At 68.9% G+C, this 18,540-nt stretch carries 14 protein-coding genes; 2 read left to right on the forward strand and 12 right to left on the reverse strand.

The features are described 5' to 3' along the window. Positions 1 to 3: 3 nt before the first annotated feature. On the reverse strand, positions 4 to 6,588 hold the full coding sequence (locus tag ACXYX3_RS15530) for a Calx-beta domain-containing protein (protein ID WP_458608121.1): 6,585 nt from the start codon (positions 6,586 to 6,588) through the stop codon (positions 4 to 6). A gap of 379 nt (positions 6,589 to 6,967) precedes the next feature. Between ACXYX3_RS15530 and ACXYX3_RS15535 the strand changes: the two genes are divergently transcribed. Further along, positions 6,968 to 7,699, forward strand: coding sequence for a type 1 glutamine amidotransferase (locus ACXYX3_RS15535; protein WP_458608122.1), 732 nt, complete (start codon positions 6,968 to 6,970; stop codon positions 7,697 to 7,699). Here the strand turns inward: ACXYX3_RS15535 and ACXYX3_RS15540 are convergent. Then, positions 7,669 to 9,030, reverse strand: a complete 1,362-nt coding sequence (locus tag ACXYX3_RS15540; protein ID WP_458608123.1) for a TIGR01777 family oxidoreductase — start codon at positions 9,028 to 9,030, stop codon at positions 7,669 to 7,671. The genes ACXYX3_RS15535 and ACXYX3_RS15540 overlap by 31 nt on opposite strands. A 114-nt stretch (positions 9,031 to 9,144) precedes the next feature. On the opposite strand from ACXYX3_RS15540, the gene ACXYX3_RS15545 reads away from it, so the two are divergent. Next, the gene (locus ACXYX3_RS15545) at positions 9,145 to 9,810 is read left to right on the forward strand and encodes a phosphoribosyltransferase (protein ID WP_458608124.1); all 666 of its coding nucleotides are present in this window, start codon (positions 9,145 to 9,147) and stop codon (positions 9,808 to 9,810) included. Positions 9,811 to 9,831: 21 nt separating this feature from the next. Here the strand turns inward: ACXYX3_RS15545 and ACXYX3_RS15550 are convergent, their stop codons facing one another. The 10 genes from ACXYX3_RS15550 to murG all read right to left on the reverse strand — a co-directional run bounded on the left by ACXYX3_RS15550 (position 9,832) and on the right by murG (position 18,485). After that, the gene (locus tag ACXYX3_RS15550; RefSeq protein WP_241207677.1) at positions 9,832 to 10,161 is read right to left on the reverse strand and encodes a DUF308 domain-containing protein; all 330 of its coding nucleotides are present in this window, start codon (positions 10,159 to 10,161) and stop codon (positions 9,832 to 9,834) included. 9 nt (positions 10,162 to 10,170) lie between these two features. Then, positions 10,171 to 11,001 carry a DivIVA-like cell division protein Wag31 gene (gene wag31, locus ACXYX3_RS15555; protein WP_458608125.1) on the reverse strand — a complete coding sequence of 277 codons (831 nt, stop codon included), beginning with the start codon at positions 10,999 to 11,001 and terminating at the stop codon, positions 10,171 to 10,173. A gap of 201 nt (positions 11,002 to 11,202) precedes the next feature. Next, on the reverse strand, positions 11,203 to 11,493 hold the full coding sequence (locus ACXYX3_RS15560; protein WP_241207675.1) for a YggT family protein: 291 nt from the start codon (positions 11,491 to 11,493) through the stop codon (positions 11,203 to 11,205). Between the two features lie 103 nt (positions 11,494 to 11,596). After that, positions 11,597 to 12,253 carry a cell division protein SepF gene (locus tag ACXYX3_RS15565; protein WP_241207674.1) on the reverse strand — a complete coding sequence of 219 codons (657 nt, stop codon included), beginning with the start codon at positions 12,251 to 12,253 and terminating at the stop codon, positions 11,597 to 11,599. Further along, positions 12,250 to 13,065 carry a YggS family pyridoxal phosphate-dependent enzyme gene (locus ACXYX3_RS15570; protein ID WP_458608126.1) on the reverse strand — a complete coding sequence of 272 codons (816 nt, stop codon included), beginning with the start codon at positions 13,063 to 13,065 and terminating at the stop codon, positions 12,250 to 12,252. The genes ACXYX3_RS15565 and ACXYX3_RS15570 overlap by 4 nt, the downstream gene beginning before the upstream one ends. Next, positions 13,062 to 13,775 (reverse strand): peptidoglycan editing factor PgeF, encoded by a 714-nt coding sequence (pgeF, locus tag ACXYX3_RS15575; protein WP_458608127.1) that lies wholly within the window; start codon positions 13,773 to 13,775, stop codon positions 13,062 to 13,064. The genes ACXYX3_RS15570 and pgeF overlap by 4 nt, the downstream gene beginning before the upstream one ends. A gap of 19 nt (positions 13,776 to 13,794) precedes the next feature. Further along, positions 13,795 to 14,961, reverse strand: coding sequence for a cell division protein FtsZ (gene ftsZ, locus ACXYX3_RS15580; protein WP_458608128.1), 1,167 nt, complete (start codon positions 14,959 to 14,961; stop codon positions 13,795 to 13,797). 178 nt (positions 14,962 to 15,139) lie between these two features. After that, a complete protein-coding gene (locus ACXYX3_RS15585) occupies positions 15,140 to 16,015 on the reverse strand; it encodes a cell division protein FtsQ/DivIB (protein ID WP_458608129.1) in 876 nt (291 codons plus the stop codon). Then, positions 16,012 to 17,424 (reverse strand): UDP-N-acetylmuramate--L-alanine ligase, encoded by a 1,413-nt coding sequence (murC, locus tag ACXYX3_RS15590; RefSeq protein WP_458608130.1) that lies wholly within the window; start codon positions 17,422 to 17,424, stop codon positions 16,012 to 16,014. The genes ACXYX3_RS15585 and murC overlap by 4 nt, the downstream gene beginning before the upstream one ends. Beyond that, positions 17,421 to 18,485 (reverse strand): undecaprenyldiphospho-muramoylpentapeptide beta-N-acetylglucosaminyltransferase, encoded by a 1,065-nt coding sequence (murG, locus tag ACXYX3_RS15595; protein ID WP_458612104.1) that lies wholly within the window; start codon positions 18,483 to 18,485, stop codon positions 17,421 to 17,423. Before murG ends, murC begins: the two co-directional genes overlap by 4 nt. Between the last annotated feature and the right edge of the window lie 55 nt (positions 18,486 to 18,540).

Genomic DNA, 18,540 nt, shown 5'->3' on the forward strand with positions numbered 1-18,540 from the left:
AGCTCACAGCACCGCGCGGTCGGTCACGACGCCGACCCCGACGCCATCGCCGATCAAGGCACCGGTCGGGCTCGACAACGTCACCAGAAAGTTCTCCGTGCCTTCGAGGAGGGTATCGCCGAACACCACGACGGTCACCGTCTTGATGGTCTCCCCCGGCTGAAAAGTCACCAGACCTGTGGCGGCGCCGTAGTCGTCGCCGGCCCGGGCCGTTCCGTCGGAGGTGGCGTAGCGCACGGTCACCGGCTGCGTCGACGGCGCGGTGAGCGACACCGTGAAGCGAGCGAGCACCCCGGGCCTGCCCTCGGCGAAATCGAACTGGATGGCGGACAAATAGGCCATTTTGGCGTCGTTGACCGTCTTCCAGTCATCGGCCAGCACGCCGCCGGTGTCGCTGGAATTCGGGTTCCAGGACCAGAAGGTCCAGGACATGTCCTGCGTTCCTGCCGGGATGTCGATGGTGCCGTCGTTGTCGAAATCGCCCGACAGATAGGACGTGATGGCCTCGTACCAGATGACGTCCTTCGGATCGGTGAGCCGAGTGCCGAACTCGCCCAGATACACCGGGGCGATGTTCTGCTCGTAGAGGTAGCCCCACATCTGGTCGAACTTGTCCGGCAGTGCCGCGCCGAAGTTCGGCGCCGTGAACCACGGCTGGTTGTAGACCGAGTTGGGGTAATCGTGCGGCGAGTACACGACCCGGTCAGCCACGTTCAGCACGATCGGGCGGTCTTTCACGCCCATCAAATTGCCACCCCACCAATAGGATTGACCTTGATAAGTGGCCACGCCCTCGACGAAGATCAGCCACTTCGGGTTCACGGCCAAGATCGCGTTACCCGCCCGCTCGGCGGCTGCGGCCCAGTCGTTGGCGCCGCCGCCACCCCAGGTGCCGTTGTAGGGCTCGTTGTGCAGATCGGCACCGATCACCGTCGGGTTGCCCGCGTAGCGCTGGGCCAGCATCTGCCAGTCGGCGATCCAGGACGCCTCGGAGTACTGGCTGTTGTACCAGAGCCCGTTCTCACTGGTGCCCGCGCCGGCTGTGCTGCGGTGGTGGTCGAGGATCACCCGCATCCCGATGTCCCCGGCATAGGCGACGATCTTGTCCATCACCTGTAGCGATGTCAGACCGGCGAGATCGGGGTTCTTGGCGAGGTCGATTCCCGTTGGGGCCGCGGTGCTGTGCAGCATCGCGCTGGAGTACGGCAGCCTGATGGTGTTGAAGCCCAGATCTGCCATCTGGTCCATCATGTCCTTGTAGTTGCGCGTCCACAGGCCGTGTGGCGCACGGATGTCACTCTCGAAACCGAACCAGTTGACCCCGGCGATCTGCACCGACGTGCCCGCCGCATCGACGATCTGGTTGCCGGAGGTCGAGAAGTACCCGGTGCCCACGGCGCCGCCGGGGGCGCCCTCGGTGACCGCGGCGTCGGAGATGCTCAGCGAAACCGGAGGCGGGGCGGCGACGTCGTCATTGGCGATGGTGCCGACCGCGGTGCCGTCGGCGATCGTGGCACCGCCCGGGTTGGACAGGGTGAGGGTGAAGGTCTCGTTCGGTTCGATCGCCGTGTCGCCGAGGACGGACACTCGAATCTGTTGGGTGAGCACGCCGGGAGCGAAGGTCACCGTTCCCGATGAGGCGGTGTAGTCGGCGCCCGCGGTCGCGGTGCCGTTCGACGTGGAATAGCCGACGGTGACCGGACCGGCCGATGCCTTCGACAGAGTCACCACGAACGTCATCGACGTTGTGCCGCTGTTGGTTTCCGTCACCGCCGCGTCGGCCACCGAGAGGGCCGGTGGCTGCGCGGTGGCCTGCCCGTTGACGGCGAGGTTGGCCACGGTTGCCGCGGCCCCGCCCGGGGAGGCTTGGAAGCCGAAGCTGACCGTCTTGCCCGCTGCGACGGTCGGATTCCACGTCGCGTTGCGAACCACGTAGTGATCACCGGTATGGCTGACGATCTCGGCGTTCCAGATGTTGCTGATCTGCGCCGGGGTGTCGAACTCGACCGTCCAGCCGGCCAGGCCGGACGGGCCCGCTGTCACCGTGACGGCCCCTGTGAACCCCGACCCCCAGTTGTCGGTGACGGCGAAGGACGCCGAGGAGTTGCCCGACCCCGGTGTGGCGACATCGTCATTGGTGATGGTGCCGATCGCCGAGCCGTCGGCGATCGTGGCCCCGGTGGGGTTCGACAAGGTGAGCGTGAACGTCTCGTTCTGTTCGACCGTGGTGTCGCCGATGACCGGGACGCTGATCTGCTGACTGGTCACCCCCGCGGCGAAGGTCAGGGTGCCGGAGCGCGCCGTGAAGTCCGTTCCTGCGGTGGCGGTTCCCTGGGCCGTCGCGTAGGAGACGGTGACCGGTGTGGTCGAGGGCTTGTCGAGAGTGACCGTGAAGACGAGATTCTTGGTGCCGCTGTTGGACTCGACGACAGCTGCGTCGGCGACCGACAGCCTGGGCGGTACCGCGGTCGGATTCTGACCGATGGGGGTGCCGTTGACGACGAAATTCGTCGCGGTGGCCGAGCTGCCGCCCGGCGAGGCCTGGAAACCGAATTCCACGGTCTGGCCCGCCCCGACCTTGGCGTTGTAGGCGGCGTTGCGCACCACATAGTGATCGCCCACCCGGCTGACGATCTCAGCGTTCCAGATGTTGCCGATCCGCGCCGGTGAGTCGAATTCAACTGTCCAGCCGGTCAATCCGGCGGAGCCGGCTGACACCGACACCGTGGCGGTGAAACCGGAGCCCCAGTCGTCGTTGACGGTGTACGTCACCGAGGTGTTGCCGCTGGGCGTTCCCGTGGTGGCGTCATCATCGGTGATCGTGCCGATCGCGGTACCGTCAGCGATCGTGGCCCCGGTCGCGTTCGACAACGTTACGGTGAAGGTCTCGGCCGATTCGGCGGCGGTGTCACCGACGACGTCGACGTGCACGGTCTGGGACGTCACGCCGGGCGCGAACTCGATGATGCCCGTCGTGCCGGTGTAGTCGGCACCGGCGACCGCGGTGCCGTTCGACGTCGCGTACCGCACCGTCACCGTCTGGGTGGACGGCTTGTCCAACGTGACCACGAACAGGAAGTGCGAGTGGTCGCCGTTGCCTTCGGTCAGTGTCATGTCGGCGATCGAGATCGCCGGCGGTGGACCGGAGATGGGGTTGACCGTCCCGAAGTCGTCGAACACTGCGCTGAAGCCACCGGCCGGCGTGTTCGTGCCCGAGGCGTTCGTCGTCGCTTGTCCGAGACTGCCGGGGTAGTCACGGTTGAGCGACCACATGGACAGCATGCCGAGGCCATTGACACGGGCGAAGTTCTCCAACGTCTGCGCGTCGGCGACGGTGAACACCTCGGTCAGCACATCGTTGACACCGATCATCGGCGTGACACCCAGCTGGTTCCAGCCGAAGCTCTGCCCGTAGGTCGAGAACAACGCGGTCAACTGCGCGTGGGTGGACTGCGCGGCCGCAACGGCCCACGCCCCCATTGTCTTTGCGTTCGGCCCGCTGGTGGGCGCGGCCGACTCACCGTAGTCCATTGCCATGATGTTCACGCCGTCGAGCTTGACCCCCGCGGCGAGAGCGGTCCGCACGACGTTCACGCCGTCGGCGGTCAGTCCGGTGGGCAAGACCGGAAGGGTGTACCAGATCTCGAGATCCGGCATGCGTTGCTGCAGCAGCTTCAGCGCCTGGGCGTTGAGCAGGATCGACGCGGGATCGGCCACTGCCGCGCCCTCGATGTCGAAGTCGATGCGGTTGAGGCGATAGGTGGTGACGATGCCGGCGTACGCGTCGGCCAGCGCCGCAGCGCTCAGTCCGCGGGCGGCGTACCACTGCGCCAGGCTCGTACCGGACGCCCCGCCGAGCGAGATCATCACGTCGCCGCCGGCAGCCTGCAGCGCCGCGATCGACTGGTTGATCGCGGTGGCCTGCTCGAGCGTCGAATCGGGGGTCAGCGCCGACAGGCCGGCCCAGCCCGGCTTGCCGTCCGGCGTCGCCTGCAGGAAGCCCAATGTGAACAGTGAGACGCCGCACTGCTGGGCCAGCGCCACCAGGTTGGGTACCGGCCAGGCGCCCATGTCGACGTAGGCCGCGAAAAACGCCTCGCCCCACAGGGCGTCGCCGGGGTTGCCGGAATTGAGGCCGCCGGTCCCCGGCGTGACGCCCGCGTCGTCGTCGGTGATCGTGCCGACCGCTGTGCCGTCACCGATCGTCGCGCCGGTGGGGTTCGACAACGTCACGGTGAACGCCTCGGTGGACTCGTGGAGGCTGTCGCCCACGATGTCGACGTGCACCATCTGCGTCGTCACGCCCGGCGCGAACGTCACGGTGCCCGCCGTCGCGACGAAATCTGTTCCGGCAGTGGCGGTGCCATTCCCGGTGGTGTAGCGCACCGTCACCGTGTCGGTCGAGGCCTTGTCCAGGGTCACCACGAACATGAAGTGGCTGTGCTCGCCGTTGCCCTCCACGACGGTCAGGTCCGCGATCGAGACCGCGGGCGGCGTCGCGGGGGCCTGGTCGACGTCGTCGTTACCGATGGTGCCGATCCCGGTGCCGTCGGCGATCGTGGCGTTGACCGGGGCCGAGAGGATCAGCGTGAACTGCTCGTCGAGTTCGACGAGCGTGTCACCGTTGACGGTGACCAGCACCGTCTTGGACGTTTCTCCCGGCGCGAAGACGAGCGTGCCGACCGCGGGGACGTAGTCGTTGCCCGCGGCGGTCGCAGTGCCGTTACTCGTCGTGTAGCCGACCGACACCGTGTCGGTCGTGGCTTTCGACAGCGAGACGGTGAACGCCAGAGCGCTGGTGCCTGCCTGCCCTTCGGCGGCGGCGGCGTCGCTGACCGACAGCGCCGGCCGCGGGGCCGTGGGTGCCGCTTGATAGATCAGGTTCTGCCACTTGGCCAGTGCGCCGCTGTCGAGGGCGATGATGTTGCTCGGCGTGAGGTCGCCGAGGGCGACGCCGGCCAGCGTGTAGCTCTGGTTGTTGGCGGTGATGGCGATCCGCGTGGAGCCGTTGACCTGTGACACGTCGAACTCGGGTGCCTTGAACCAGCCGAAGTCCAGCCGGTCCACGGCGGGGTCGAATTCGAGCACGGTGTGTGCACCGTAGTTCCACGCGATCTTCGTGGTGGTCCCGGTCTGCCCGGCCGGCGGCTGGCCGTTGCCGGCGGCCGTGGGCCACACAGTGGTTCCCGCCACCGGGACGCCCTGCGGCCGGATCTGGGCATCCGGAACCGTTCCGATGCCGAGTTGGAGGTGCAGGCGGTCCTCCCGGACCTGGGCGCTGTGGAAGACGAAGTTGCGCGCCGTGAGCTGGCTAGTGGTGACGCCTTGCAGGATCAGCGCCTGTCCCGTGCCGGCATTGGAGATGACCACACCCTCGGGGGTGTCGCGCATGTACACCTGTTCCCGCGTGCCGTAGTAGCGGAAATCGACCACGTCGCTGGCCGGATCGAACGTCACGCGGTCGATCTGGCCGACCTCGTGGGAGCGGGCGTAGACGGTGTGGGGCTGGGCCGCCACGCCGTGCTCCCACGCCAACGCACCCGAGAGATCCTGTCGCAGATGGTCGTTGACGATCGGGGCGAAGCTGTCGACGGTGAGCTGGCCTAGCGAGACGCCCCGGATGACGGCGGTCTCCCCGGACCACGGGTTGCGGAAGCCGACTCCGTCGGGGGTGTCGACGACGATGAAGTTGTGCACGGAGACGTCGCCGAGGTCGAGTTTGTCCCTGGCGGGGTCGAATCCGACGATGTCCGGCCCTGCCGTCGTGACGGGATGCACCGAACCGGTGGCGCTCGCCGTCGCGGCCACGGTGGCCGCCCCCGCGTCGGCACCGTTGAGCCTCACCGTCACCGGCACCCGGGTACCGCGTGCGGAAAGCCCGGCGTCGGCGCGCCGGACCCTGACCACGAACGAGTCACGCCCGCCGATGCCGCTCAGGCGCGACCCGGCGATGTAAGTGAAGTGTCCGGTGTCGTCGACCGCCACCTCACCGCGGCGCGGTTGGCGAATCACTCTGTACGACAGTCTTTCTGCATCAGGATCGACGGCATTCAACGCGCCGGTGACGATGCCCGGTTCGAGCGGCTCGGACATGGTGGGGACCGCGGTGGGCCGGTGACCGACGGACCTCTTACCGGTCTCACGCCGCAGCGTCCCGAGAACCGCGGTGACGCCCTCGAACGACGGCAGCGGCGCCGGGTCGTCATCTGGCGCGGAGGGCCCGATGACGCGGACCGACATCGATTGATCCTCACGGTCGAGTCGACTCCGCCGAGTCGGGCGGCTGTGCTTGGAAGTCCGCGGCTTCTCGTCGGCCCCGAACCGCTTCTGCCTTGTGACCTGTGACCGCACGGACGGGCCGGCGTCCGCCGTGGCGCCCGCAGCGGGGCCCTCGTCGGCGGGATCGGCTGCCGCGATGGCGGGCACCGCCATCCCGATGCCCAGCGCTACAGCTAACCCACCGACTCGGCCAACATATCGTGCGTAACCCATCAGCAACTCACCTCGACGTCGTAGAGAGAATTTCGCACGAGCGCTGGCACGAAATCCACCGAACCGCAAAACGAAATTAACGAGTGTGAAAAGCACTACAACACGCACATCGACGCCGCGTCAAGATCGTTCGGTGAACTCGCCGATGTCGGATGTATCGAAATCTTAAGCAAATCTGACAAAAGCGGCCTGTGTGCTGAATACACAGTTCACGGCTCAGGAGTCGACAACGTCGCAAACTCCGATGCCAATCGAACAGACAGCATGGCGGCGCGGGGTTCCGTCGTCGCTGTGCCACCCAGGCATCCCGCGGGCCGACGAGCAGAAGATGGACAGCGCAATGTCGAAATCGTGTACACCGCTGGCTGTGACATGGCAGCCAGCAAATTACATTTCCTTGACCCGTTGTAGATCAGCTAACTTTCGGACTCAGACGAGCCCCGTGGATGCTCGACCTGCGCCGCGGTCGGAGATAATGGCCGGCGTGGCACCCACGGTTCTGTTCCTGCGTAACGAGCACATGGCCACCGAGGCACTGCTCGGTGAGGCGTTCGCCGAGGCGGGATTCGATGTCGAGCACTTCCAGGTGGTCCCACCCGAGCAGGTGGACTCCCCCGCCGTCGACGTCACGTTCCCCGACCCGACCCACTACGACGTGATCGTGCCGCTCGGCGCGCGGTGGCCGGTCTACGATCCGGCACTGCGCGACACCTGGGTCGGCGCGGAGATGGCGCTGCTGCGGAATGCCGCCGACGCCGGTGTCGCGCTGTTGGGCGTGTGCTTCGGCGGTCAATTGCTGGCCCAGACATTCGGCGGCACGGTGGCGCGTTCGCCGCGCCCGGAGATCGGTTGGTACGACGTCCTCAGCGACCGCTCCGACATCGTGCCCGGCGGGCAATGGTTCCAGTGGCATTTCGACCGATGGACGCTGCCCCCCGGCGCGACCGAACTCGCCAGGACCCCTAACGCTTCGCAGGCGTTCCTCCTCGGCCGCGCCCTCGGTCTACAGTTCCATCCCGAGATCGACACCGAGCTGCTGCGGGCGTGGCTGGCCGACGACCGCGACGGCGACGTCGCGGCGGCAGGCCTCGATCACGAACAATTGCTCACTCGCACAGCCGATCTCGCCGCTGACGTCGCACCACGAATCCGGGCGTTGGTGTCCGGCTTCGTCACTCACGTGGTGGGAAGCTCGCGCCCCAGCTGATGGGCCAACACCTCGGCGACGCGGCTGTGCCGGAACGGATGCCCGGCAGCCAGGAGTTTCGCCGGCAACACGCGCTGGCTCGCCTCGGCGAGTTCACGGGCGCCCTGCGCGCCCAGCAGCACCCGGGGACCCAGGCTCGGAACCGGCAGTAACGCCGGCCGATGCAGCACGCGCGCAAGCTCTTTGGTGTACTCCGTGTTGCGCACCGGCTCGGGTGCCACCGCGTTGACCGGGCCGTGCAGCTCCGTATCGTAGAGCGCACGGTGGTAGACGTCGACGAGATCGTCCAAGCCGATCCAGGACAGCCACTGCGTGCCGTCGCCGACCCGCCCGCCCAGGCCCGCCGCGAACAGCGGACGCAGAAGCTTCAGCGTGCCACCCGCCGCGGCCTGTACGATCCCGGTGCGTACGAGGACAACCCGCAACCCCGCGTCCGCGGCGGGCACAGTCGCGGCCTCCCAGTCGGTGACCACCTCGGCCAGGAAACCGTCGCCGCGAGAACCATCCTCGGTCAACGTGACATCGCCCCGGTCGTAGCCGTAGTAGCCGATCGCCGACGCGCAGATGAACGCCGACGGACCGTCCTCCGTCGCGGCGGCCACCGCCGCGAGCCGACGGGTCGGCTCGATTCGGCTGTCGCGGATGGCTTTTCGGTGCGCATCGGTGAAGCGACCGGCGATCGATTCGCCGGCGAGGTGGATGACGGCGTCGACGCCGCGCAGCAGATCCGCGGCGGGGGCGGCCGGGTCCCAGTGGCGCTCGTCGGCGCTCTCGGCAGGTCGCCGCACGAGTCGGATCACCCGGTGCTTGCCGGTGGTCAGGAACGCGCACAGCGCGGCGCCGACCAGTCCGGAAGAACCGGTGACGGCAACGGTGAGGCGCTGGGTGCCCGCCAGTTCGGCGCGCTGATGCGCCGCCAGATCGCCGATGAGCTGCCGGTGCCGGTAGGCGAACATCGGTCGCAGCAACGCTGCCGGCACCGCCGCCTCGACCCGGTCGTGGATGCGGGTGCCGGGATCGGCGTCGTCGAACGTATGGGTGTGCCGCCAGCGCCCGGCCAGACGGGGCGGCCAGGACGTCGGACCGTCCGACGACAACTCGTCGACGAAACGGTGGCCCTCGACGTAGGCGTCGGGCTGGTGGCGCGCAACCCAGCGCAGCCCGCCCGGCAGACCGAGCACCGCCACCCCGTCGGCCAGCGACTGCGCCTCGGACACCACGGTCATCGGTTGCCACGGGGGCACCAGCCGCCGCATGGCGCCCGGTCGCGTATGCCACTCCCACACGTCACGCAGCGGGTGCTCCACCACGCTGTCGTAGTCGATGCCCATGACCCTCCCTGCCTCGTCGTCGATCAGTCATTCGTCACCGTCGCGGGCCCGGATTGCCCGCTCGACTGCGCAACGGGATACCCGAGCGCGATACTCTTCGCATCGAGGTGTGACTTGACTACTCCCGAGACCCGTTCCGCGCCACCCTTTCGCGACCGTCGCGAGGCCGGCGAGGTGCTCGCGCGGAGTCTCGCCCGTTACCGCGACCGTCCTGACACCACGGTGCTCGGACTCGCCCGGGGCGGGGTACCGGTCGGTCGGGAAGTCGCAGCCGTGCTGCATGCGCCGCTGGATGTGTGCGTAGTACGCAAGCTCGGCAGCCCGCAGCAACCCGAACTCGCCGTGGGTGCAGTGGCAACCGGCGGCCCCGCCGTGCTGAACGAGGACCTGATCGGCAGCCTCGGACTGAGCGACCCCCAGGTGCGCGAGGTCATGCACCGCGAGACGGCCGAAGTGCACCGCCGCGAACGCGCGTATCGCGGGGACCGCGCGCCGCTCGAGCTCACCGGCCGCACCGTGATCCTCGTCGACGACGGCATTGCGACCGGAGCCAGCATGGTGGCCGCGGTCCGCTGGGTGCGACGCGCCGGCGCGGTGCGTGTGATCGTGGCGGCGCCGGTCGGGCCGCGGTCAACGTGCCGTGCCCTGACCTCCGAGGCCGACGACGTGGTGTGCTCCCTGACGCCCGCCGATTTCCGCGCCGTGGGGCAGGTCTACGCCGACTTCCATCAGATGACCGATGACGAGGTCCGCGAGGCGCTGACCACAGCCCCGACGTGAGTTGTTCGGGGACAACGCGATTCAGCTCTTGGCCGGGTCCTCGTCGGATCGCTCGGCGGCTGGGACGGGCTCATCGGCGGGATAGTCCTCGGCCTCGGATGCGATGGGGGCCTCGTCGGGATAGTCCTCCACCGCAGGCTCACCGCCCGCGTCGTCGACCCGGTCGTCCTCGGTGGCGGCCTCGTCGGCGGCGCTCTTCGAGCGATCACGTAGCGCGTCGACGATCAGCAGGATCACGCCGATCACGCTGGCCGCGATGCAGACCCAGGCGATCAGAGCGTTGCTGGTGACGACCGCGAGCACCAGGGCTGCGAGGCCGATGACGGCGAGTACGAGCGCGACGATGAGCATGGGGTGAGGCTAGTTGTTACCCCGATTGAACTGGTTGAATCCGCCGTCGCTGTTCGCACCGGAATCGACCGGGGCGGCCGAACCACGCTGGCCGAGCTCCTCGAGCTGCGATTCCAGGTAGGTCTTCAGACGGGTGCGGTATTCACGTTCGAAGGTGCGCAGTTGCTCCAACCGGCCCTCGAGCACGGTGCGCTGCTGGTTGATCGTGCCCATGATCTCGGAGTGCTTGCGCTCGGCGTCGGCCTGCAGGGCGTCGGCCTTCTCCTGGGCCTGCCGCAGCTGCGCCTCCGAGCGGCTCTGCGCATCGGCGAGCATCGCGTCGGCGCGCTGACGCGCCTCGGTGACGGTGGTCTCCGCGGTCTGCCGGGCCTCGGCGACCATCGCGTCGGCTTGCGCGCGCGCATCGGAGAGCATCTTCTCGGATTCGGCCTTCGCGCCGTCCGTCAGGCGGTCCGCGGTGTCCTGTGCCAGGCTGAGAATCTTCGCCGCCCGTAGGTGCTGATCCTCGGAGGCAGGAGCAGACTGCTGCGCGGCGGGCGCCTCGTACACGGGTTGCGGAGCCGGCTCCGGCTCCGGCTCGGGCTCCGGCTCCGGCTCGTACACCGGCAGCGTCTGGGTCGGCTGGGCGGCCGAGGCGGCCCCGCCGGAACGCGCGGAGGCGAGTTCGGAGTCGAGCTCCGACACCCGCTGACGCAGGTCGGAGTTCTCTTCGATCAGGCGGGACAGCTCGTTCTCGACGAGATCGAGGAACGCGTCGACCTCGTCCTCGTTGTAGCCGCGCTTGCCGATGGGTGGCTTGCTGAATGCAACGTTGTGCACGTCGGCAGGAGTGAGCGGCATCGTCTGCCCCCTTGAGTCTGGATCGTCAAAACGATCTCACAGTGTAAAGCCTGACTTGAAGGTAACTGGCGTCCATCCTGTCACACCAGACCCTGCGGTTGCAGTCGAGGGCGATAATTACATCGAATCTCCACCTGCATCGCGCCGCACATCTTGCCCGCAGCCGGGCCAGACTCCACAAACGCCCTGCTCCGGGCGGTGTCAGACCGCCGCGTCGAACGCCAGCCGCATGCCGATGAACGCGAGCAGCAACAGCACCATGATCGACAGGTCGAAGCGCACCGCACCGATGGTCAGTTGCGGGATGATGCGCCGCAACAGCCTCACCGGCGGATCGGTCAGCGTCATGATGACCTCGAGCACCACCACGGTCGCCCCGCGGGGATGCCAGTCCCGGCTGAACGAACGGATGAACTCGACCACGACCCGGGCGATCAGCAGCAGCCAGAACACGAACAGCGCGAAACCCAGGATTTCGAAGAAGAGCCCCACCGGAAGGTGACCTCACTCCCAACAGTTGTGACGGGGAAGCCGGCGCGAGAACCGCACCGGCGACGCCAGCCTACCTGTGCAAAGTGATGCTCGACCGCCCGCACTACTGGTACGCGTAGAACCCCGCCTCGGCGATGCGGCGGCGCTGCTCGGCGGTGACGTCCACGTCGGCCGGCGACAGGAGGAACACCTTGGTGGCCACCTTGTCGAACGAGCCGCGCAGCGCGAACGCCAGCCCGGCGGCGAAGTCGACCAGCCGCTTGGCGTCGGCGTTGTCCATCGACACCAGATCCATGATTACCGGGGTGCCGTCGCGGAACCGCTCGCCGATCGTGCGGGCTTCGCTGTAATCCTTGGGCCGCAGCGTGGTGATCTTGGCCAGCGGGCTGCCCGCTTCGAACAACTCGGCCATACCCCGCGGGTCCATCGCCAGCGCACCCCGGGTCGATCCGCGCATCGCACCGAAACGCGGTGGTGTGCGGTCGAATTCGCGCGGTGACCGCATGCGGGGCTCGAACCGGCCGTCATCGAAGCCGGCAGGCATCCCACCCCGGTAGGCGGCGGGCTCGTCGTACTCGCGGCGGCGACCCTCGGGCAGGTCGTCGTACCCGCGCGAGTAGCCCTCGTCGTCGAAGCGATCCTCCCGGGGACGGCGGTAGCTGCGGGCGGGGCCGCGCTCGTCGTCCTCGTAGTAGTCGTCCTCGTAGTCGTCCATGGGGGCCATACCGAAGTAGGCCTTGACCTTGTGCAGTGTGCTCATTGTGAGGACCCCTCGTGCGGTGATGACCTATGGCCGGGCTTTGTTGTCTGTGATGAAGGTGTGACTCGTGTGACTTCTGGTGGTGACGTTAGCGGGCGGGCGCCCAACAGCGCGGTACCGACACGCATACACGTCGATCCGTGTCGCACGGCCGCTTCGAGGTCGCCGGACATGCCCGCGGACAGCTCGAGCGGCCGTCCACACCACTGCTGCACCCGCTCGCGTTCCCGTGCCAGTCGCGCGAACGCAGCATCGGCGTCGGCGTCCAGCGGCGGAATTGCCATGAGACCGGCGAGCGTCAGTGCGGACGCCTCCTCGACCGCGGCGCACAGCGCGTCGAGCCGCTCCGGTGCGTCGACATCGACACCGCCCCGGCTCTCGTCGCCGTCGAGGCTGACCTGCACGAACACCTGCAGCGGTGCGCTGCGCACCGCAGTCTGCAGCGCCTCTTCTGCAGAGCGAGCAAGCGCAGCAACAACTTTCGGACTGTCCACGGAGTGCGCCGCATAGGCCCAGGTGCCGATCGAGCGGGCCTTGTTGCGCTGGATGCGCCCGATCATGTGCCAGCGGACGTCCCCCGCGAGCTCCGAGAGCTCGGCGACCTTGCGGGTGGCTTCCTGATCGCGCGATTCGCCGAACGACCGGCAGCCCAGGCGATACAGCGCAGCGATGTCGGAAGCCGGGAAGAACTTGGTCACCGGCAGCAGCTCGATCTCGTCGGCGGCGCGGCCCGCCGCCTCGGCCGCCTGCGCGAGCCGCTCGCGCAGCCGCGCGAGGTTGTCGCCCAATTCCTGCTCACGTTCGGCGGTCACGATGCCGGCTCCAGCCAGATCAGTGACGCCAGCCGACCTGTCGGCGCGCCCCGGCGGTGGCTGAACAGGTTCGGATCGGCGTAGGTGCAGCGGGGGTCGACATCGATGGCCGTGATCCCGAGCGAACGAAGCTGCGTGGCGATCCCGGCACGCAGGTCCAGCCCCGGCGTACCGCGTGGGGTGCGGCTGCGGCTCCCTGGCAGCAGACGTTCCACCTCGTCGGCCATCTCGGCGGGCACCTCGTAGTTCGGTCCGCTGACGGCCGGGCCCAGCAGCACCGAGATGTCGGCCACCTGCGCCCCGGCGTCGACCATGGCTTCCACCGCCCGCGGCACGATGCCCCCGGCGGCGCCCACGCGGCCGGCGTGCACGGCCGCGATCACTCCGCGCCGCGCATCGGCCATCAACGCCGGCACACAGTCGGCGGTCACCACCGCGAGCCCCAGCGACGGCGTCGTCGTCACCAGGCCGTCGGTGTCATCGATGGTCTGACCGCCGTGATCCACCACCGCCACGCGGGTGCTGTGCGTCTGGTTCATCCACACCACACCGTCGGCACCCAGGCCGGTCGCCGTGGCGAGCCGACGTCGGTTCGCCGCCACCGCAGCGGGATCGTCGCCGACGTGATCACCCAGGTTGAACGTCGCGAAGGGAGGTTTGGACACCCCACCGGCACGGGTGGTGGTGACACGGCGCACACGGAACATCACGTGCGACGAGTATGCCGCGTCAGTGACGCATGAACGGCGGCACGTCGACGTCGTCGTCGGAGATGCCATCATCACCGCCGCCGATGCGCACCGTGGCTCCGTTGGTGTGCGCGGCGGGCACGCTCGCCGGATCGGCCGACTCGAACAGCGACGAGCCCACCCGGCCCGCCTTGCCCGGGGCGATGGACTGCGCCGAGGCCGCGGCGGGAGCCTCGCCCGTCACGGGCTTGCGGCCCGGTCCGGCGGCGTCGAAGCCCGCGGCGATCACCGTCACGCGCACCTCGTCACCGAGGGAGTCGTCGATCACGGTGCCGAAGATGATGTTGGCGTCGGGATGGGCGGCGTCCTGCACCAGCGAGGCGGCCTCGTTGATCTCGAACAGGCCCAGATCGCTACCACCGGCGACGGACAGCAGCACGCCCTGGGCGCCTTCCATCGAGGCCTCCAGCAGCGGCGAGTTGATGGCGATCTCGGCGGCCTTGAGCGCGCGGCCGTCGCCGCGGGCCGAGCCGATGCCCATCAGCGCGGTGCCCGCAGAGCTCATCACGCCCTTCACGTCGGCGAAGTCGACGTTGATCAGGCCCGGAGTGGTGATCAGGTCGGTGATGCCCTGCACACCGTTGAGGAGGACCTCGTCGGCGCTGCGGAACGCGTCCATCAGCGACACCGCGGCGTCACCCATCTGCAGCAGCCGGTCGTTGGGGATCACGATCAGCGTGTCGCAGCTCTCGCGCAGCGACTGGATGCCGTTCTCGGCCTGGTTGCTGCGCCGCTTGCCCTCGAAGGAGAACGGGCGCGTCACCACGCCGACGGTCAGTGCGCCGAGCTTGCGGGCGATCGAGGCCACCACCGGGGCGCCGCCGGTGCCGGTGCCGCCACCCTCGCCCGCGGTGACGAACACCATGTCGGCGCCGCGCAGCAGCTCCTCGATGTCGTCCTTGGCGTCCTCGGCGGCCTTACGGCCGACCTCGGGGTCCGCCCCCGCGCCCAGGCCGCGCGTCGAATCGCGCCCGACGTCGAGTTTGACGTCGGCATCGCTCATCAACAGCGCCTGTGCGTCTGTGTTGATCGCAATGAACTCGACGCCTTTGAGACCCTGCTCGATCATCCGGTTGACGGCGTTGACGCCGCCGCCGCCGATGCCGACCACCTTGATCACTGCGAGGTAGTTATGCGGGGGGGTCATCGCATCGCCCTTTCCTGCCCTGGTTGCCTGTCCTGACACGGATAACCGCTGCGACAAACCCTCAATCTCAACTAGAGGCTTAGAGTTATGTCAAGTTCTTCCGTACATGCAGAACGGTAGGGCCGGGTCACGCACATGCCGGGCAGGCGCGCCGCGTGTCGGAACGAATTTTCGCCGGTTACTTGACCGTCGGCAGATCGGGAGACGACACGTCGTACGTCTTCCCCGGCTGGGTGAGCAACGCGCCGAGCTTGAGCGCCTTCTCCTCGGTGCGATCGGTGGTCCCCCACACCACGGTGCGACCGTCGATCAACGTCAGCGTGATCGCCGCGACCGACGGCGCCGACACCCGGCCCACCTGCGACGCCACCTCCGGACGCAGCGACGTCACCACCTCGAGCGCGGCCTTGGTGGCCGGATCGTCGGGCCCGGGATTCTCCACGTCCAGATACGGGATGCCCGGCGGCGGCGGTCCGGTCGCGAAGTCGACGCCGTCCTTGTCGAACAGATGCACCCCGTCGGGATAGTCGCGGACGACGACGGGCACCCGCTCGACCACGGTGATCCGCAGCGTCGACGGATACTCCCGCTGCACGCGCACGCTCGCGACCCGGCGGATGCCGGCGATCCTCTCGGCCACCGCATCGGTGTCGACCTGGAGCAGCGGCTCTCCGGGCGGCACCCCCGCGACCGCCACCACCTCGTCCTGCGTCACCGCGCCCAGCCCGACCACCACGACGGTGCGCGCCGACATGATCGGCGTGAAATACAGCAGCAGGCCGATGCCGACGACCACGACGGCCGTCACCGCGGTCCACAGCAGCACCTTCAGCCCGCGCACCGTGCCCCGACCCAGCGTCGCCGTATCGGCCGAGCGCGCGACGAGCGTGCGCCGTTTCGCCTCGCGGCGGGCCGTCTCGATGGCGGTGGCCCGCGCCTGCGCAGCGCGCCTCTCTTCCCGCTCGCGCCGGGCGCGCCGCCGAGGCCCCTCGACGTCGACGGGTTCGGGCGTGTCCGGCTCGGTATCGGGCTCGCCGTCGGTCGGCTCGGTCATCGCAGCTGGGCCAGGATCTCGTTACCCAACAACGTGACATCGCCCGCACCCATGGTCACCACGACGTCTCCGGGCTGCGCCGCCGCCGCCACGGTTGCCGCGACGGTGGAGAAATCGGGCAGGTATCGCACCGGTACGCGGACGTGTTCGGCGACCGTCGCGCCGCTGACACCGGCCAGCGGTTGCTCCCGTGCGGCATAGACGTCGAGCACGAACACCTCGTCGGCCAAGCTCAACGCTTCGCCGAACTCGCGTGCGAATGTGGCTGTGCGCGAATACAAGTGCGGCTGGAACACCACCACTGAGCGGCCACCGGTCTCGTCCACCAGCGCGCGCACCGCGGTCAGCGCGGCCGTGACCTTGGTCGGATGGTGGGCGTAGTCGTCGAAGACGCGCACCCCGGCCGCGGTACCCACCAACTCGAAACGCCTACGCACGCCTTCGAATTCTGCGAGCGCGTCGAGGACATCGTCGGGTGAGGCGCCCACTTGTGTGGCGGCCAGCAGTGCGGCCAGCGCGTTGAGCGCCATGTGCCGTCCGGGGACGGACAGCCGCATGGTGCGCGGGCTGCTCTCCCCCGCCAGCGCCACCGTGGCCACCGCGCCGGTGCCGCGCTGCCGCCAGTCCAGCAGTGCACCGGCCAGGCCGTCGTGAGTTCCAGACCCGTAGCGCAGCACTCGGATGCCCAGTGCCGCAGTGCGTTCGGCGAAAGCCGCCGCACCGGGATCGTCGGTGCACACCACCACGGCTCCCCCGGGGCGCAACCGCTCGGCGAATGCGTCGAACACCGCGACGTAGGCCTCTTCGGACCCGAAGAAGTCCAGGTGATCGGCCTCGATGTTGGTGACCACCGCGACGTCGGGCCGGTACTGCACCAGCGAGCCGTCGCTCTCATCGGCCTCGGCCACGAAATAGGCGCCGCTGCCGTGGTGGGCGTTGGTGCCGGGCTCACCGAGGTCACCGCCGACGGCGAACGACGGGTCGAATCCACAGTGCTGCAACGCCACGATGAGCATCGAGGTCGTCGTGGTCTTGCCGGCCGTGCCGGTCACCATCAGCGTCGTGTCCTCGGCCATCAACTCGGCCAGTACGGCCGGCCGCAGGATGACCGGAATCCCGCGCCGGCGTGCCTCGACCAACTCCGGGTTGGTCTTCGGGATCGCGGCGTGCGTGGTGACCACCGCGGTCGGTCCGCCGGGCAGCATGTCCAGCGCCGACGCGTCGTGACCGATGCGGACCTGCGCGCCGCGCGCCCTCAGCGCGTGCACCGCCCGCGACTCCTTGGCGTCCGACCCGGACACCTGGCCGCCGCGGTCGAGCAGAATGCGCGCGATACCCGACATTCCGGCGCCGCCGATGCCGACCATGTGCACCCGCTGCAGCTCGGCGGGCAATGCCGCGGTGCTCATCCTCGAACCCGCCCGCTGTGCGCCAGAGCCACCTCGAGCGCCACCTCGGCCACCCGACGCGCCGCGTCGGGATGTCCGGCCAGCTTCGCCGCGGCCGTCATCGCGGCCAGGCGGGCCCGGTCGGTCAGCAGCCCGGCGACCGTGGTGGCGACGAGGTCGGGGGTGAGGTCGCGATCCTCGACCAGCAGTCCCCCGCCGGCGGTCACGACCGGCAGCGCGTTGAGCCGCTGCTCGCCGTTGCCGATCGGCAACGGTACGTACACCGCGGGCAGGCCGACGGCGCTCACTTCCGCCACCGTCATCGCACCGGAGCGGCAGATCGCCAGATCGGCGGCCGCATAGGCCAGATCCATGCGGTCCAGGTACGGCACCGCCAGGTACGGCGGATCGCCGGGCGCCGGGGTCCGCAGATGCACCGTGTTCTTGGGCCCGTGTGCGTGCAGCACCGCGATGCCCTGCCGCGCAAGGGCTTCCGCGGCCCCCGCCACCGCGCGGTTCAACGACTGGGCGCCCTGGGAGCCGCCGAAGACCAGCAGCACCGTGTCGTCGTCGGCGAAGCCGAAGAACGCGCGTGCCTCCGCCCGCAGGGCGGCACGGTCCAGCGCCGTGATCGTGTCGCGGACCGGCACGCCGACGACCTCGACCGGACCCAACCCCGGGTCGGGCACCGCGGCGAGGACACGGGCGGCCGAACGGACCCCCACCCGGTTCGCCCAGCCGGCGCTGGCGTTGGCCTCGTGCACGACGACCGGGACGCGCCGGCCCGGACGTACGCTGCGCGCCGCCAGGTAGGCCGGGACCGCGACGTAGCCGCCGAAGCCGATGACGACGTCGGCCGCGACATCGTCGAAGATCGCCCGCGTCTGCCGGACCGCCTGGCGCACCCGCAGCGGCAGCCTCGCCAGATCCGCCGATGGTTTACGGGGCAACGGAACGGGGGTGATCAGCTCCAGGCGGTAGCCACGCTCGGGCACCAGCCGGGTCTCCAAGCCGCGGGCCGTGCCCAACGCGGTGATCCGCACGCTCGCATCGAGCGCGGTGAGCGCATCGGCAACGGCCATCGCGGGTTCGACGTGACCGGCGGTGCCGCCGCCGGCGAGAACCACGGAGATACCG

This window comes from Mycobacterium sp. Panama NTM2 (assembly GCF_054355555.1).

What these genes read in the sequence shown, in the direction of transcription:
- wag31 (WP_458608125.1), bottom strand. Translation starts at nt 11,001, where the DNA reads ATGCCGCTCACTCCTGCCGACGTGCACAACGTTGCATTCAGCAAGCCA.
- murG (WP_458612104.1), bottom strand. Translation starts at nt 18,485, where the DNA reads ATGGCCGTTGCCGATGCGCTCACCGCGCTCGATGCGAGCGTGCGGATC.
- murC (WP_458608130.1), bottom strand. Translation starts at nt 17,424, where the DNA reads ATGAGCACCGCGGCATTGCCCGCCGAGCTGCAGCGGGTGCACATGGTC.
- ACXYX3_RS15565 (WP_241207674.1), bottom strand. Translation starts at nt 12,253, where the DNA reads ATGAGCACACTGCACAAGGTCAAGGCCTACTTCGGTATGGCCCCCATG.
- ftsZ (WP_458608128.1), bottom strand. Translation starts at nt 14,961, where the DNA reads ATGACCCCCCCGCATAACTACCTCGCAGTGATCAAGGTGGTCGGCATC.
- ACXYX3_RS15550 (WP_241207677.1), bottom strand. Translation starts at nt 10,161, where the DNA reads ATGCTCATCGTCGCGCTCGTACTCGCCGTCATCGGCCTCGCAGCCCTG.
- ACXYX3_RS15535 (WP_458608122.1), top strand. Translation starts at nt 6,968, where the DNA reads ATGGCCGGCGTGGCACCCACGGTTCTGTTCCTGCGTAACGAGCACATG.
- ACXYX3_RS15540 (WP_458608123.1), bottom strand. Translation starts at nt 9,030, where the DNA reads ATGGGCATCGACTACGACAGCGTGGTGGAGCACCCGCTGCGTGACGTG.
- ACXYX3_RS15585 (WP_458608129.1), bottom strand. Translation starts at nt 16,015, where the DNA reads ATGACCGAGCCGACCGACGGCGAGCCCGATACCGAGCCGGACACGCCC.